Below are 13,878 nucleotides of genomic sequence, written 5' to 3'. Positions count from 1 at the left end.
TCAATCGCCGCCCGCAGATGGCGTGATCTGTTACGCCGGGGTCAACCCCGATTACACTCGATGCCCAGAGCCTGAAGCGATGCTGGATACGATTCGCGGCTGACCCGATCAAGTGCCGCCCGGCCGGCGGCATGCCTTTACAAGGAGTAGCCATGACCCGACGCACCTTTCTCATCACCGGTGCCAGCAAAGGCATTGGCCGGGCGGTGGCCGAGCATCTGGACCGGGCCGGTCATCGCGTGGTGGGCATTGCCCGCAAGCCCGACCTGACATTTCCCGGCATTCTGTTTCCGCTGGACCTGAGCGACCGGACACTGGCCAGGGAAGTGCTGGCGGATCTGGCCCAAACGTACGAGTTCGATGGATTGGTGAACAACGTCGGCCTGGTGCGCCCGCAAGCGCTCGGCGAAATCGATCTGGATACCTTCGACGACGTCATGCGGGTCAATTTGCATTCGGCCTTGCAGGCCACCCAGACGCTGTTGCCGAACATGCGCGCCAAGGGCTGGGGCCGGATAGTAAACATCTCCAGCCTGACGGTACTCGGGATTACCCAGCGCACGGCTTATGCGGCGGCCAAGGCGGCGCTGGTCAGCTTCACCCGCTCGTGGGCGCTGGAACTGGCGCAAAGTGGCATCACGGTAAACGCCGTGGCACCGGGGCCGACCGAAACCGAACTGTTCCGCGCCAACAACCCGCCGGGCAGTGAAGGTGAAGCGCGGTATCTGGCCAGCGTGCCCATGGGGCGCCTGGGGCAGCCACAGGAAATTGCCTCGGCGATTACGTTTCTGTTGTCGGAGCAGAGCGGCTTCATCACCGGGCAGACGCTGTTTGTCGATGGCGGTGCTTCCGTGGGGAAAGCCGCGTTCTGATCAACGCCACCTGACAAATGTGGGAGCGGGCTTGCTCGCGAAGGCGGACTGACATTCAACATCAATGTCGACCGATACAACGCATTCGCGAGCAAGCCCACACACACTGGATCTTCACAGCCATTCGACCTGCACAAGGACCTCCAATGGACCGCCTCGTCGCAATGGAAACCTTCGTCTACGTGGTGGAGACCGGCTCGTTTTCCGCGGCGGCCCGTTTCCGGGCAATGTTCTGAAAATCACCACACCTGATCACTACAACACACACCCATCAAACCCGACCCTGACATTCGCCGGCAATTCACCCCGGTGCTGCATCAACCAGGCATCCAGGGTATGCCCGACATGGGTCAACACCGCCGACTTCGGCTGCAACTCGTCGATGCACTGCAAGGCCAGGTTCAAATCATTGTGATTGCGCGGGGCCTGGGGTTGCGGCGGCATGGAGCAGTCCAGCACCAGCACATCCAGCGGTTCACGCCGCAGCCAGTTCAAAGTGTCCGGCGGCAGGCCTACGGTGTCGGTCAGGTAGGCGATTCGCCGCCCTTCTCCTTCCAGCAAATAACCGAGGGTCGGTTTCGAGTGTTGCAGCGGCAGCGCAGTGACGCTGAGCGCGCCGAACTGCCGGGTTTCGAAGCCTTCGAACGGTTGGCTGAAATCGAGAATGCCGGGGTGTTTGTAGAGGTCGGCCAGGCCTTCCGGGTCCACGGGACCGTGGACTGGAATCACCAGGCCCTGGCCCCAGCGCAGATGCAACAGGCCCTGGGCGTGATCGGCGTGGTAATGGGTCTGGAAAATGCCGTTGAAACTGTGCGGCGGGAACCGTTCGCACAGGTCAGGCAAGCCGCTGTCGATCAACCAGCGCTGATCACCGCACTCGATCAGCGCGCTGCACGGTCGACGCTGCAAGCGCTCATCCTTGCGGGCCGCATCGCAAGCCACACACTCACAGCCGTAGACCGGGACTTGCCGGGCATCGCCGGTGCCCAGCAACGTCAAACGCATGGGGTTTGCTCGTCAATACAGGCCAACAAGCGTTCGACTGTAGACTCCAGCTGCCCGGAGTTGTCGAGCAGGTGCACGGCCGAGTCCTGCGCCAGCAGCTGCTCGTTGAATCGGGCATTGCGCGCCAAACGCTGATCGATCTCGATCAGCGACTCACGTCCACGCTCCAGCAGTCGTTGACGCAACACGGCCTGATCCACGGTCAGCAACAGCACCAGCACATTCGGATAACGCAGCCGGGTGTTCTGCAAATGCCCCCGCGAGCCATTGACCAGTACGTCCTGGCCGCCGGCCAGCCAATCGTCGATTTCCCGCCCGATGCCATAGGACAATCCATTGGCGTGCCAGCTCAGGGCAAAGGCGCCCCGGGCTTCCATGTCGGCAAATTGCTGCGCGCTGACGCCCAGCGCCGCCTCGCCCACGGCTTCGGCCGAGCGGGTAATGACCCGCCGCACGATACGGCAACCGCGTTCGGCCAACCGCGCTCGCGCCGCATCCAGCAGGCTGTCCTTGCCCGAACCTGAAGGCCCGATGAGATAGATCAACCTGCCCGACATCAAAACACCCTCTTCGCTTGTCGCCATACTTGCTGGACCACTGGCAGACCGTCCTGACTACGCGTTTGCAGCAGATCAGCCCGCAAGCCCGGGGCAATCTCGCCACGATCGTTCAACCCGGCGGCCCGGGCCGGATTCAGGCTGACCATGCGCACCGCTTCGGCCAGACCAATCCGCTCACTCTGCGCCGCCAGCGCGAACGCCGATTGCAGCAGGCTTGCCGGGTAGTAGTCGCTGGACAGAATATCCAGCAAGCCTTCGGCGGCAAGCTCCGCGGCGGCCACGTTACCCGAGTGCGACCCGCCGCGCACGATGTTCGGTGCGCCCATCAACACATTCATGCCGTGCTCCCGGCAACCGCGCGCGGCCTCGACGGTGGTCGGGAACTCGGCGATGGTCATGCCGTAGCGCGCCGACTCCTCGACATGGGCCAGGGTCGCGTCGTCATGGCTGGCCACCGACAGGCCAAGGGCCAGGCAATGCTCGACAATCGCCGCGCGGTAGCGGTCGCTATAGGTGCGCGAGTTGGCCATTTGCAGCGCGATGAACTCGTCCATCTGCGTGGTGGTCAAGTGGTACTTGCCCATGTAGTACTCACGGTACTTGGATTCCAGCACGAACTGGCGCTGACCCGGCGAGTGGTCCATAACAGACACCAATTGCACCAGCGGGTTCTCCACCAGATCGCGGAACACGCTGAGGGTGTCCGGGTGGCACAGCTCGCAGCGCAAGTGCAGACGGTGTTCGGCACGGGTCAGCCCGGCGTCGGAGGCTTTGGCGATGGCGTCGAGCATCGCCGGCAGTTTCTGCATGCGATTGCCCTTGGGATTCACATCGCCGATGGACACCGCGTCGAACACCGTGGTGATGCCTGCCGCGATGATCTGTGCATCGTGACTGAGCACCGCCGGCACCGACGGCCAGTCCACACCGGGACGCGGGGTCATGTGGCGCTCCAGGTTGTCGGTGTGCAACTCCACCAGGCCCGGCAGCAGGTAATCGCCATTGAGGTCCAGGGCCTGGGGCAAACGACTTGGGCCTTCGGCAACCTCGGCGATCAAGCCGTCGCGCAGCAACACGGTGCCGTAGAACACACGGTCGGCGGTGACCAGTTGGGCATTGCTGAGGATCTGCTCAACGGACATCGGCGTATTCCTTTTCAGTCACAGCGGCTGGAGTCATGTCGAGATGGCGGTCGGCAACCGCCTCGCGGGCGACGCGGTCGTGGAAGATGCCGATCAGCGCGGCACCGGCGTTCTTGGCTTCGTTCATCAGTTCCAGCACCACCTGGCGATTGCTGTCGTCGAGTGATGCAGTCGGTTCGTCGAGCAACATCACCGGCCAGGCCACCATGAAGCCGCGGGCGATGTTGACTCGCTGCTGCTCACCTCCGGAGAAGGTGCCGGGCGCCAGCTGCCAGAGGCGTTGCGGGATGTTCAGGCGAGTGAGCAAGGATTCGGCACGTGCTTTCGCCTGCTCTTTCGACCAGCCACGGGCCAGGGCCGGCTCCATCACCACATCCAGGCACGCCACTCGCGGGATCACCCGCAGGAACTGACTGACATAACCCAGGGTGCGCTGGCGCACTTGCAGAATGTCCCGGGGCTCGGCACCGACCAGCTCCCGCCATTGGCCGTCGTGCTGCACGCAGATACTGCCGCCCGCCGGCAGGTAGTTGCCGTACAAGGTGCGCAGCAAGGTGCTCTTGCCCGCGCCGGACTGGCCGTGCAGCACCAGGCATTCACCGGCCGCCACACTGAAATCCACCCCGCGCAGCACATTGAGGACTACGCCGTTCTGCTGATGCAGGGTGAAGGTTTTCGAGAGGTCACGGACCTCGATCAAGGTATTCATCGCAGGGTTTCCACTATTGAACGGGGCTTCACGGCTGCAACACCGAGGACACCAGCAGTTGCGAGTAAGGGTGCTGCGGATCGTCGAGGATCTGATCGGTCAGCCCGGTTTCCACCACCCGCGAGCGGCGCATCACCATCAAGCGGTCAGCCAGCAGACGCGCCACCGCCAGGTCGTGGGTGACGATCACCACGGCCAGGTCCAGCTCACGCACCAGCCCACGAAGGAGGTCGAGCAAGCGCGCCTGCACCGACACATCGAGGCCACCGGTCGGCTCGTCCATGAACACCAGGCGCGGACTGGACACCAGGTTGCGGGCGATTTGCAGGCGCTGCTGCATGCCGCCAGAGAAGGTCCGGGGCAAATCGTCGATGCGCTGCGGATCGATTTCCACCTGGCTCAGCCAATCCAGTCCAGCCCCGCGCAGCTGCTGGTAATTGCGCACGCCCTGGGCCATCAACCGCTCGCCGATGTTGGCCCCGGCGGACACCCCCATGCGCAGACCATCGCGGGGGTTTTGCTCGACAAAACCCCATTCGGTGCGTAGCAAGGTGCGCCGCTCGGCTTCGCTGGCGCTGTACAGGTCCAGCCATTGGCCCTGTTTGTCGCGGTAACCGATGTTGCCGTGCTGGGGCGTAAGGCGGCCGCTGAGCAAGGACAGCAAGGTCGACTTGCCCGAGCCGGATTCGCCGACAATTCCCAACACTTCGCCGGGGTACAAATCGAAGCTGACGTCCTGGCAACCCTTCTCCGGCCCGTACAACAGGGACAGGTCGCGCACTCGTAGCAGGGGTTCGGTGGACACGGACAGATCGTTTTTCAGCGCCTGGTTCATTGGCCCTGCTCCTGCTGGCTGACGCGCTGGGCGCAGTAATAGGTGTCGGAACAGACGAAGCTCTGGGTGCCGGCGTCGTCGAGGATCAGCTCGTCGAGGAACGATTCACGGCTGCCGCAGATGGCGCAGCACTCTTCCCACTTCTGCGCTTCGAAGGGGTGATCCTCGAAGTCGAGGCTGGTGACCCGGGTGTACGGCGGCACCGCGTACAAACGCTTCTCCCGGCCGGCGCCGAACAGCATCAACGCCGGGCTCATATCGAGTTTCGGGTTGTCGAACTTGGGGATCGGCGACGGGTCCATCACGTAGCGCTCGTCGACCATCACCGGGTAGGCATAGGCTGTGGCGATGTGACCGAAGGTGGCGATGTCCTCATAGAGCTTGACGTGCATGACCCCGTAATCGTTGAGGGCGTGCATGGTCCGGGTCTCGGTTTCCGACGGTTCGATAAAACGCAGCGGCTCGGGAATCGGCACCTGATAGACCATGATCTGGTCGGCATGCAGCGGCGTTTCCGGGATGCGGTGACGGGTCTGGATTACCGTGGCATCGGGCGTACTTTCAGTGGTTGCGACGCCAGCGGTGCGGGCGAAGAAGCGGCGAATCGATACGGCGTTGGTGGTGTCGTCCGCACCCTGGTCGATGACCTTGAGCACGTCATCGTCGCCGAGAATCGCGGCGGTCAACTGCATGCCGCCAGTGCCCCAGCCATAAGGCAGCGGCATCTCGCGACCACCGAACGGCACCTGATAACCGGGGATCGCCACGGCCTTGAGCAAGGCGCGGCGGATCATGCGTTTGGTCTGCTCATCGAGGTAGGCGAAGTTGTACGCGGTATCGCGTACCGGTGCCTGGGTCAGGTCATTCATGGTTGCTGCCCTCGACAGGTTTACGGAGTTTGCGGATCAGTTCCAGTTCGGCCTGGAAGTCGACGTAGTGAGGCAGCTTGAGGTGCGAGACGAAGCCTGCGGCCTCGACGTTGTCGCAGTGCATCAGCACGAACTCTTCCTGCTGCGCCGGGGACACGATCTCTTCGTTGTATTCATCAGCGCGCAGCGCTCGATCGACCAGCGCCATGCCCATGGCCTTGCGCTCGGCGTGTCCGAAGGCCAGACCGTAGCCACGGGTAAACTGCGCCAGCTCCGTGGCCGAGCCGACAAACTGGTTGACCATCTCGCACTCGGTGACTTCGATGCAGCCCAGGTTAATCGGGAAGCCCAGCTCTTCCGGGTCGATCCACACCTCGACTTCACCGATGCGAATTTCCCCGGCGAACGGGTGATTGCGGCCATAACCACGCTGGGTCGAATAGCCCAGCGCCAGGAGGAAACCTTCGTCGCCACGGGCCAAGGCTTGCAGACGCTGGGCACGATTGGCGGGCAGCTCCAGCGGATCGCGGGTGATGTCCGCCACGCTTTCGCCGTTGTCGGATTCGGTCTTGATCAAGCCTTCCTGTGCGAGCAAACCGAGGACGCGCGGGCAAGCTTCGAGGCTGGAATCTGGATTGACCTGCGGCCCCGGATGCTCGCCTTCGGCCAACAGCGCGAAGTCCAGCAGACGATGGGTGTAATCGAAGGTCGGGCCCAGCAGTTGGCCGCCCGGCACATCCTTGAAGGTGGCGGACAAACGCCGGCTGAGTAGCATGTTCGCGGTATCGATCGGCAGGCTCGGGCTGAAACGCGGCAACGTGGTGCGGTAGGCACGCAACAGGAAGATCGCTTCCACCAGATCCCCCGCGGCCTGCTTGATCGCCAGCGCAGCAAGTTCTTCGTCGTACAGCGAGCCTTCACTCATCACCCGCGCCACCGCCAGCGGCAGTTGCTGACGGATCTGCTCGACGCCGAGCTCAGCGACCGAAGTATCGCCCCGGCGCTTTTTCGCCAGCAGTCGGTGGGCATTGTCGATGGCCTGTTCGCCACCCTTGACGGCTACGTACATCAGGCGCGCTCCTCTGCGATGCGGGTGCTGCGGGGCAGGCCGATCAGGTCATGGCCGGCAGTGAAAAACAGGTCAAGGCCACGGGGGAATTCGTTGCGCTGTTCACGTTCGCACCAGAAGCCATCGGCCAGCGGCAGCGCGACGCCGTGTTCGCTTTCGATCCCCGGCCCGCGCCACTTCAGCCCTGCCCCGCCGTCGAGGCTCGGCAGTTGAACCAGCAAGGTGCAGGACTGATCGGGGTAACGGTTGTTGCCTGTATCGAAGCCGCTCAGATCGAGCAGATCGTCAGCGGCAAGCAAGGCAAACCGCGCGTCTTCACGCTGGGCGGTCAACGGGCAACCACAATGGAACGCCAGGTTGGCGCGGATCAGTGGGGTGTCGAAGGACGGCGCCAGCCACAGCGGCGTGTCGACATCCAGCAGCGCCAGGCACAGCGCGTAAGTCGCAGGCTCCAGCCCATCCAGGCGCGGCGTGGCTTGCAAGGTCTGGATCACACCGGGGCCGGCCAAGGCTTTAAGGGCTGCGCGAAATCCGCGCTGGGCATCCAGCACCGGGTCGGCGAACGCCGGTTGCAACAGCTGTGCGCTCATCAGTTTTCTCCTCGTACGAGGGTGAAGAATTCGACTTTGGTGGCGGCGGTTTCCGCCTCTTTTTGCGCCCGGCGTTCGGCCTGGACAGTCGCCAGCGACGTGATCATTTCCGCCAGCCAGTGGCGCTGTTGCGCGCCCTGCAAATGCGCATCGGCCAAGGCGGCCAGTTCGGCGTGGACCTTGTCGCGACCCGCCAGGTAGCTGTAACCGGTACGGCCATCGGCCAGGCGCACCACGCAGCGGGTCACGCTCATTTCACCGACGTTGAACGGCGCGCCATTACCGCCCATACGGCCACGGACCAGGGTCATGCCGATTTCCGGAGCACGGATCAGTTGGTACTCGACATCGCGCAATGCGTCTTCGAAGGGCTCCAATTCGCTGCGTCGGGCGCGGGCCAGCACGCCGATCCAGTGCTGCCGTTCAGTTTGAGGAACCGGGTTTTGCATTGAGTTCTCCATCAGGTGACGACCTGGTACTGGAAGCGATCCGAACGGCTGGTGGACTGGGCCAGCTCCACGGCACGGCCGTCGCGATCGCGGGAAAGGGTGAACACGCTCAGGGCCGGCAGATGCCGGGGCATCAGCAGCAGCGCGGCCTCTTCGCGGTTGGGCAAACGGGCGCCGATCAGGCTCTGGGTACGGGTCAGCGGCAAGTCCCGTTCGCGCAAGTACTGGCGCAGGGAGCCGCCGGTGTAGTCGGCCAACAGCGGCGCGTGGCTGGCGCAGTAGCGATGGCGGATCAGGCTGACCGGTTGGTTGTCGAGCTTGCGCAAGGTCTGCAACTCGATCATCGGTGCCATCTCGGCAAGCCCTAAATGCTGCGCCTCCTCACGGCTGGCGAAGCAGTAGCGGCGCTTGAGCAACAGCGCTTCGACGCCATGCCCCTGGGCCGACAGCGACTGGCTGTAGGCACTGTCGGCAGTCATCGAGTAAATCAGCGGCCGCTCCAGCACCTGGGTGCCCTTGCCCTGGCGACGCAACAGGCTGCCTTCAAACACCAGTTCATCAATGGCGCGGCGCAAGGTATGGCGGTTGACCCCGAAGCGTTCGGCCAACATCACCTCCCCCGGCAGGAAATCCCCGGCGCGGTAATCCGCCAGCTCCCGACGCAGGATGTCGGCCAATTCGCGGTACACCGGCTCATCTTGTCTAGACAAGTTCATGCGTTAAAAAAAGCGCCCGCGGGCACCCCTCCGAAAAATCAGATGAACTGCTTGCGCAGGCGTTGCGAGAGGATGTCGATCAGGCTGACGACGACGATGATCACCAGCAGTACCGCGCAGGTTTGAACGAACTGGAAAGCGCGGATGTTCTCCCAGAGAATCACCCCGATCCCGCCCGCCCCGACCATCCCCACCACCGTCGCCGAGCGTACGTTGGCCTCGAAGCGATACAGCGCGTAGGACACCCACAGCGGCATCACTTGCGGGATCACCCCGTAGATCACTTCTTGCAAGGCACTGGCGCCGGTGGCCCGAACGCCTTCGACCGGTCCCGGATCAATTGCCTCGACGGCTTCGGCGAACAGCTTGGCGAGTACCCCGGTGGTGCTGATCCACAGCGCCAGCACGCCGGCAAAAGGCCCCAGGCCGACGGCCACCACGAACAACATGGCAAACACCATTTCGTTGATCGAACGAAAGGCGTCCATCACCCGGCGCAGCGGCTGGTGAATCCACCACGGCGTAATGTTCTCCGAGCAGAGAATGCCCAGCGGCACCGAGCAGACAATCGCCAACACCGTGCCCCACAGGGCGATTTGCACGGTGACGAGCATTTCCTTTAGGTACATGCGCCATTCATGGAAGTCCGGCGGAAAGAAATCCGCGGCGAAGGTCGCCATGTTTCCCGAGTCGCGGTACAGCGCCATCGGATTCATCTCGGCGCCGTGCCAGGCCCAGGTCAGCATGACCAGGAACAGGCCCCAACCGACGTACTGCGGCCAGGTGCGCTTGCCAACAGCTTCAGCGTGCAGAGTGGTCATGAGGTTTCTCTAAATTGCGTAATGCAGAACCTGTAGGAGCGAGCCTGCTCGCGATGGTCGTCAACGATGACGCGGGAAACCGGGAGAAACGCGGTGTCCTTACGTTCATCGCGAGCAGGCTCGCTCCTACAGGGGTTAGCCGTTGGCTGCGGATTTTTTGTCGGCGGTTTTGTCGAGCAAGGTCAGACGCTCTTGCAGCTTGGCCAGCTCGGCATCGATGTCGGCCAGTTTCTTGGCCTTGTCGACCGCTTCCAGCTTGTCGTCGGCGCTGATCGTGGTGCGCTGCTTGAACAGCTCGAGCTGACGGATCGGCAACAACTGGTCGTCGCTGGATTTCAGGAACTTGCCCAGTTGCATGCCCTTGAGCACGGCCTTCTCTTCGTCGGTGTCGCCATAGCTGAAGATGAAATCGCAGATCTTGGTCTTCTCGCTGTCGCTCAGCGCTTTGCTCCACACCAGCGGGTCGGCCGGAATCAGCGGCGACTTCCAGATCACCTTGAGCTGTGCCGCCTTGTCCGGCTGGGTGACTTCCAGGCGATCCCAGCTTTCGGTGTTGAAGGTCGCCACATCCACTTGCCCCTTGGCCACGCTCAGCGCGTTGACTTCATGGCTGGAGTTCAGGGTGCGCTTGAACGCGGTGGCAGCATCGACGTGGTTCTTGGCGAACACGTAATAGCCCGGCACCAGGTAGCCCGAGGTGGAGTTCGGGTCACCGTTGCCGAAAGTCAGGTTCTTGGCGTTCTTGAGCATGTCGTCGACGGAGTTGATCGGGCTGTCCTTGCGCACGATCAGCACGCTCCAGTAACCGGCGGCGCCGCTGGCGGCTGCGGTCTGGGCGAAGATCTCGCCGTTGGAGCGGTCCACCGCCTCGATGGCGGCCTTGTTACCCAGCCAGGCCACATCGACCTTGTTGAAGCGCATGCCCTGGATCAGGCCGGCATAGTCAGAGGCAAACGTGGCGTTGATCTTCAGGCCGGTCTGCTTCTGCATGTCATCCAGGAACGGTTGCCAGATGCTCTTGAGGTTCTGCGAAGACTCGGTGGACATGATGCCGAAGTTGATGGCTTTTTCTTCAGCGTGGGCGGTGCCCAATACACAGCTGGCGAGCAGCGCTGCACCAGCAAAAACGCGACCGATACGGTTCAACATGGAAAGGTTTCCTGAGGGTGAACGGTTGGGGAGTTCGAGGTTGATCACGCGCGCGCCAGCGCCAGTCGCGGCGCCGCTTCGCTGTGACGGGAAGACTCGGAACACATGAGGCTGGTGTCGATGTCGGCACCGTACAAATCGTTGAGGAACTGGCCGCTCAACTCAGAGCCGGGGCCATCGAAATGAATCCGCCCGGCCTTGAGCGCCACGGCGCGCGGGCAATAGCGGGTGGCGTAGTCGACTTGATGCAGGGTCACCACCACCGTCTTGCCGTCGCGGCGATTGATGTCGGCGAGGATCTCCATGACCTTGCGTGCCGACTCCGGGTCGAGGGAGGCAATCGGCTCGTCCGCCAGAATCACCTCGGCCCGCTGGGTCAACGCACGGGCAATCGCCACGCGCTGTTGCTGACCACCGGACAGGGTCGAGGCCCGTTGCGCCGCCAGGTCAGCCAGGCCGACACGGTCCAGGGACTCCATGGCGAACTGCTTTTCCTCGGCATTGAACAGACTCAAGTTACCGCGCCAGCGCGGCATGCGCCCCAGGCAGCCGAGCAGCACGTTGTCGAGCACACTCAAGCGGTTGACCAGGTTGAACTGCTGGAAGATGTAGCCGATGTCGGCGCGCAGGCGGCGCACCTTGCCATTCAATCGGCCGGATGCCTGCACCTCGCGTCCCAGCACCCTGACACTGCCGCCGTTGTTGCGATCGCAGCAGGCCAGGCCCGCGAGATGGCGCAGCAAGGTGGACTTGCCGGAGCCGGACGCGCCGATCAGCGCGACCATCTCACCGGCCGCGATGGTCAGTTCGAGGTCGACCAGTGCGGTTTTACGCGCAAAGGTCTTGTTCAGATGATCGACATGGATAGCTGCGTTCATGGGCTTCTCTGTCTGGTTGAACAGCCATCCATGGCTGCATTTGGGTTCAACAGACTTTAGGCACCGGGCATGTCAGCCCTATGACTTGCACATGTCACTGGATGGGCTATTTGATGAAGGTTTTGTGAAAGGTTGAGCTGGAGGTTTCCGCATTTGATCGCGGTTGTAGCCATTGTTTGTGGGAGCGGGCTTGCTCGCGAAGGCTTTGTGTCAGGCGATGAGGATTTTGTTGGTGTACATATCCGTTGCTGCGGTCACGGCCACTTAGGGTTCCGCCCTTACGGCGGGTCACTTTGGAAAAGCCCCAAAGTAACCAAAGGGCTCTTGCCCCTTTCGTTCGGTGCCTCGCCTAGGCTCGGCATGCCCTCGCTCCGGTCCTGCTCCGTGGGCCCGCCGCCATCGGCCATCCATGGCCGGGGGCGACTAACCCGGCATCCATGCCGGGTTGCCCACTGCGCAGAACCTCCTCTCGGCCTCTCGAGGGGGCGTGCACCGCAAAAGCCAAAGCGAGGCGGCCTACCGGCCGGCCTGATCGTGAGGTTGTACACGCCTCCCCCGTAGGAGCTGGCTTGCCGGCGATGGCGCCACTTCAGCCAACCCCGCTGTACCTGACACACCGCCATCGCCGGCAAGCCAGCTCCTACAGGGATTGAGTACATCTGGGAGAGATTGGTCGGCTGTCAGGCCGTCTTCGCGAGCAAGCCCACCCTCAAAGTATTTGCGTCAAACACAATTTTTTGAACGACATCAAACCTGTGGGAGCGGGCTTGCCCGCGAAGAGGCCGGCACATCCAATATTGATGTGGGCTGACACACCGCCATCGCTGGCAAGCCAGCTCCTACAGGGATTGAGTACATCTGGGAGAGATTGGTCGGCTGTCAGGCCGTCTTCGCGAGCAAGCCCACCCTCACAGGATTTGCGTCAAACACAATTTTTTGAACGACATCAAAACCTGTGGGAGCGGGTTTGCCCGCGAAGAGGCCGGCACATCCAATATTGATGTGGGCTGACACACCGCCATCGCTGGCAAGCCAGCTCCTACAGGGATTGAGTACATCTGGGAGAGATTGGTCGGCTGTCAGGCCGTCTTCGCGAGCAAGCCCACCCTCACAGTATTTGCGTCAAACACAATTTTTTGAACGACATCAAACCTGTGGGAGCGGGTTTGCCCGCGAAGAGGCCGGCACACCCAATATTGATGTGGGCTGACACACCGCCATCGCCCGCAAGCCAGCTCCTACAGGGATTGAGTACATCTGGGAGAGATTGGTCGGCTGTCAGGCCGTCTTCGCGAGCAAGCCCACTCCCACAGAAGAGCAAAGGCAAATCGGCGTACACCCACGCTCCTCACCACTCATCAGGCCGAGCGTTAGCTCGCCTGCAGCTCTTGATCTTGATCCACCCGCCCCCTCGGAAGGCTGAGTGGAGGTGTTCATCCGGGGATTGGCGCGCAGCGCCGTTCGACGCAGTCGAACTCATCGCATGTAGGTGCCAGCGAAGCCAACCGGAGGGCGATGCCCCCGGATGAATACCGGAGCGAAGGAACCCCGAGCCTAAGCGAGGGGCCGTACGCCAGGGGCGTGACCTTTTGGTTCCTTTTGGGGCGTTTGCCAAAAGGGACTCGCCGTAAGGGCGAAACCATAAGCCGCCGTTACCGCAGAAACGGATATGTACTCAATCACCCAAGAACCTGGCCGGCCCGAAGGCCGCCATCGCTGGCAAGCCAACTCCTACAGGAATTGCGGCTGAGCCAAATTATTCAGCAGGCACAAAAAAGGCGACCCGAAAGTCGCCTTGTTACCTCACTGCCCGAATTGCCGCCCCAGCCCCCCCGGCACTCCGTGAATATCAGTATCTTCCCACGGCCCGTTAGGACTGATCGACCGGCTCCAGCCGTTATCCCAGCGGTAATAGGTACGCTGGCGATAAAAGGTATTGGGCTGGTCATCCAACACATACACCCCAAGCTTCTGGTCCCAATGGCTATTCCCCCCAGGTGGCGGCGCGAAGCTGGCTGAGGTGCGTGGCAACGGCTTGGAGGGTTTGGCCGGAATGCTCGGTTTACTTGGCACAGGCGACGTCGATGGCGTGGGACTCGGCTGCGACGGCGGAAACGGTGGCGGTGCCTGATGCTCCGTCGGCTGCTGGACCGCACAAGCACTTAACCCCATAACGACGCTGAGCAGGGTGATACGAGCGAATGCGGTCATGAT

Annotated in this window: 15 protein-coding genes; 1 reads left to right on the top strand and 14 read right to left on the bottom strand. The window is 62.5% G+C overall.

Annotation, left to right across the window (positions count from 1 at the left end; all coding sequences use genetic code 11):
* Nucleotides 1-152: 152 nt before the first annotated feature.
* Nucleotides 153-872, top strand: coding sequence for an SDR family oxidoreductase (locus QMK54_RS08180; RefSeq protein ID WP_320402325.1), 720 nt, complete (start codon nucleotides 153-155; stop codon nucleotides 870-872).
* Between the two features lie 255 nt (nucleotides 873-1,127).
* On the opposite strand, the gene phnP is transcribed toward QMK54_RS08180, so the two are convergent.
* The 14 genes from phnP to QMK54_RS08110 form a co-directional block, all read right to left on the bottom strand.
* Entirely contained in the window at nucleotides 1,128-1,877 is a 750-nt protein-coding gene (phnP, locus tag QMK54_RS08175; RefSeq protein WP_320402324.1) for a phosphonate metabolism protein PhnP, read from the bottom strand.
* The gene (gene phnN / locus QMK54_RS08170) at nucleotides 1,868-2,434 is read right to left on the bottom strand and encodes a phosphonate metabolism protein/1,5-bisphosphokinase (PRPP-forming) PhnN (RefSeq protein WP_110661741.1); all 567 of its coding nucleotides are present in this window, start codon (nucleotides 2,432-2,434) and stop codon (nucleotides 1,868-1,870) included. The genes phnP and phnN overlap by 10 nt, the downstream gene beginning before the upstream one ends.
* Nucleotides 2,434-3,579 carry an alpha-D-ribose 1-methylphosphonate 5-triphosphate diphosphatase gene (locus QMK54_RS08165; RefSeq protein WP_320402323.1) on the bottom strand — a complete coding sequence of 382 codons (1,146 nt, stop codon included), beginning with the start codon at nucleotides 3,577-3,579 and terminating at the stop codon, nucleotides 2,434-2,436. Before QMK54_RS08165 ends, phnN begins: the two co-directional genes overlap by 1 nt.
* Nucleotides 3,569-4,288 carry a phosphonate C-P lyase system protein PhnL gene (gene phnL, locus QMK54_RS08160; RefSeq protein ID WP_110661739.1) on the bottom strand — a complete coding sequence of 240 codons (720 nt, stop codon included), beginning with the start codon at nucleotides 4,286-4,288 and terminating at the stop codon, nucleotides 3,569-3,571. The genes QMK54_RS08165 and phnL overlap by 11 nt, the downstream gene beginning before the upstream one ends.
* A gap of 28 nt (nucleotides 4,289-4,316) precedes the next feature.
* Nucleotides 4,317-5,123: a phosphonate C-P lyase system protein PhnK gene (gene phnK, locus QMK54_RS08155; protein WP_110661738.1), complete on the bottom strand. Its 807-nt coding sequence runs from the start codon at nucleotides 5,121-5,123 to the stop codon at nucleotides 4,317-4,319.
* Nucleotides 5,120-5,992 (bottom strand): alpha-D-ribose 1-methylphosphonate 5-phosphate C-P-lyase PhnJ, encoded by an 873-nt coding sequence (locus QMK54_RS08150; RefSeq protein WP_320402322.1) that lies wholly within the window; start codon nucleotides 5,990-5,992, stop codon nucleotides 5,120-5,122. Before QMK54_RS08150 ends, phnK begins: the two co-directional genes overlap by 4 nt.
* Nucleotides 5,985-7,061 carry a carbon-phosphorus lyase complex subunit PhnI gene (locus QMK54_RS08145; protein ID WP_320402321.1) on the bottom strand — a complete coding sequence of 359 codons (1,077 nt, stop codon included), beginning with the start codon at nucleotides 7,059-7,061 and terminating at the stop codon, nucleotides 5,985-5,987. Before QMK54_RS08145 ends, QMK54_RS08150 begins: the two co-directional genes overlap by 8 nt.
* On the bottom strand, nucleotides 7,061-7,651 hold the full coding sequence (phnH, locus tag QMK54_RS08140) for a phosphonate C-P lyase system protein PhnH (protein WP_320402320.1): 591 nt from the start codon (nucleotides 7,649-7,651) through the stop codon (nucleotides 7,061-7,063). The genes QMK54_RS08145 and phnH overlap by 1 nt, the downstream gene beginning before the upstream one ends.
* The gene (gene phnG / locus QMK54_RS08135) at nucleotides 7,651-8,100 is read right to left on the bottom strand and encodes a phosphonate C-P lyase system protein PhnG (RefSeq protein ID WP_110663017.1); all 450 of its coding nucleotides are present in this window, start codon (nucleotides 8,098-8,100) and stop codon (nucleotides 7,651-7,653) included. The genes phnH and phnG overlap by 1 nt, the downstream gene beginning before the upstream one ends.
* Nucleotides 8,101-8,111: 11 nt before the next feature.
* Complete coding sequence (gene phnF / locus QMK54_RS08130) at nucleotides 8,112-8,816, bottom strand: phosphonate metabolism transcriptional regulator PhnF (protein WP_181432175.1); 705 nt, start codon at nucleotides 8,814-8,816, stop codon at nucleotides 8,112-8,114.
* A 38-nt stretch (nucleotides 8,817-8,854) separates the two neighbouring features.
* Nucleotides 8,855-9,637 (bottom strand): phosphonate ABC transporter, permease protein PhnE, encoded by a 783-nt coding sequence (gene phnE / locus QMK54_RS08125; RefSeq protein WP_320402319.1) that lies wholly within the window; start codon nucleotides 9,635-9,637, stop codon nucleotides 8,855-8,857.
* Between the two features lie 135 nt (nucleotides 9,638-9,772).
* The gene (gene phnD / locus QMK54_RS08120; protein ID WP_320402318.1) at nucleotides 9,773-10,786 is read right to left on the bottom strand and encodes a phosphonate ABC transporter substrate-binding protein; all 1,014 of its coding nucleotides are present in this window, start codon (nucleotides 10,784-10,786) and stop codon (nucleotides 9,773-9,775) included.
* Nucleotides 10,787-10,830: 44 nt separating this feature from the next.
* Nucleotides 10,831-11,664 carry a phosphonate ABC transporter ATP-binding protein gene (gene phnC, locus QMK54_RS08115; protein WP_110662784.1) on the bottom strand — a complete coding sequence of 278 codons (834 nt, stop codon included), beginning with the start codon at nucleotides 11,662-11,664 and terminating at the stop codon, nucleotides 10,831-10,833.
* A 1,803-nt stretch (nucleotides 11,665-13,467) separates the two neighbouring features.
* Nucleotides 13,468-13,875, bottom strand: a complete 408-nt coding sequence (locus tag QMK54_RS08110; protein ID WP_110659696.1) for a hypothetical protein — start codon at nucleotides 13,873-13,875, stop codon at nucleotides 13,468-13,470.
* Nucleotides 13,876-13,878 lie beyond the last annotated feature (3 nt).

The sequence above is a fragment of the Pseudomonas sp. P5_109 genome, assembly GCF_034009455.1.
GTDB lineage: Bacteria > Pseudomonadota > Gammaproteobacteria > Pseudomonadales > Pseudomonadaceae > Aquipseudomonas.
Note: the sequence above shows the minus strand (reverse complement) of the source record. Positions and strands in the feature narration are given on the sequence as shown.

Excerpts from the sequence above, each read along its gene's own strand:
- QMK54_RS08180 (WP_320402325.1), top strand. The coding sequence starts at position 153 with ATGACCCGACGCACCTTTCTCATCACCGGTGCCAGCAAAGGCATTGGC.
- phnP (WP_320402324.1), bottom strand. The coding sequence starts at position 1,877 with ATGCGTTTGACGTTGCTGGGCACCGGCGATGCCCGGCAAGTCCCGGTC.
- phnN (WP_110661741.1), bottom strand. The coding sequence starts at position 2,434 with ATGTCGGGCAGGTTGATCTATCTCATCGGGCCTTCAGGTTCGGGCAAG.
- QMK54_RS08165 (WP_320402323.1), bottom strand. The coding sequence starts at position 3,579 with ATGTCCGTTGAGCAGATCCTCAGCAATGCCCAACTGGTCACCGCCGAC.
- phnL (WP_110661739.1), bottom strand. The coding sequence starts at position 4,288 with ATGAATACCTTGATCGAGGTCCGTGACCTCTCGAAAACCTTCACCCTG.
- phnK (WP_110661738.1), bottom strand. The coding sequence starts at position 5,123 with ATGAACCAGGCGCTGAAAAACGATCTGTCCGTGTCCACCGAACCCCTG.
- QMK54_RS08150 (WP_320402322.1), bottom strand. The coding sequence starts at position 5,992 with ATGAATGACCTGACCCAGGCACCGGTACGCGATACCGCGTACAACTTC.
- QMK54_RS08145 (WP_320402321.1), bottom strand. The coding sequence starts at position 7,061 with ATGTACGTAGCCGTCAAGGGTGGCGAACAGGCCATCGACAATGCCCAC.
- phnH (WP_320402320.1), bottom strand. The coding sequence starts at position 7,651 with ATGAGCGCACAGCTGTTGCAACCGGCGTTCGCCGACCCGGTGCTGGAT.
- phnG (WP_110663017.1), bottom strand. The coding sequence starts at position 8,100 with ATGCAAAACCCGGTTCCTCAAACTGAACGGCAGCACTGGATCGGCGTG.
- phnF (WP_181432175.1), bottom strand. The coding sequence starts at position 8,816 with ATGAACTTGTCTAGACAAGATGAGCCGGTGTACCGCGAATTGGCCGAC.
- phnE (WP_320402319.1), bottom strand. The coding sequence starts at position 9,637 with ATGACCACTCTGCACGCTGAAGCTGTTGGCAAGCGCACCTGGCCGCAG.
- phnD (WP_320402318.1), bottom strand. The coding sequence starts at position 10,786 with ATGTTGAACCGTATCGGTCGCGTTTTTGCTGGTGCAGCGCTGCTCGCC.
- phnC (WP_110662784.1), bottom strand. The coding sequence starts at position 11,664 with ATGAACGCAGCTATCCATGTCGATCATCTGAACAAGACCTTTGCGCGT.
- QMK54_RS08110 (WP_110659696.1), bottom strand. The coding sequence starts at position 13,875 with ATGACCGCATTCGCTCGTATCACCCTGCTCAGCGTCGTTATGGGGTTA.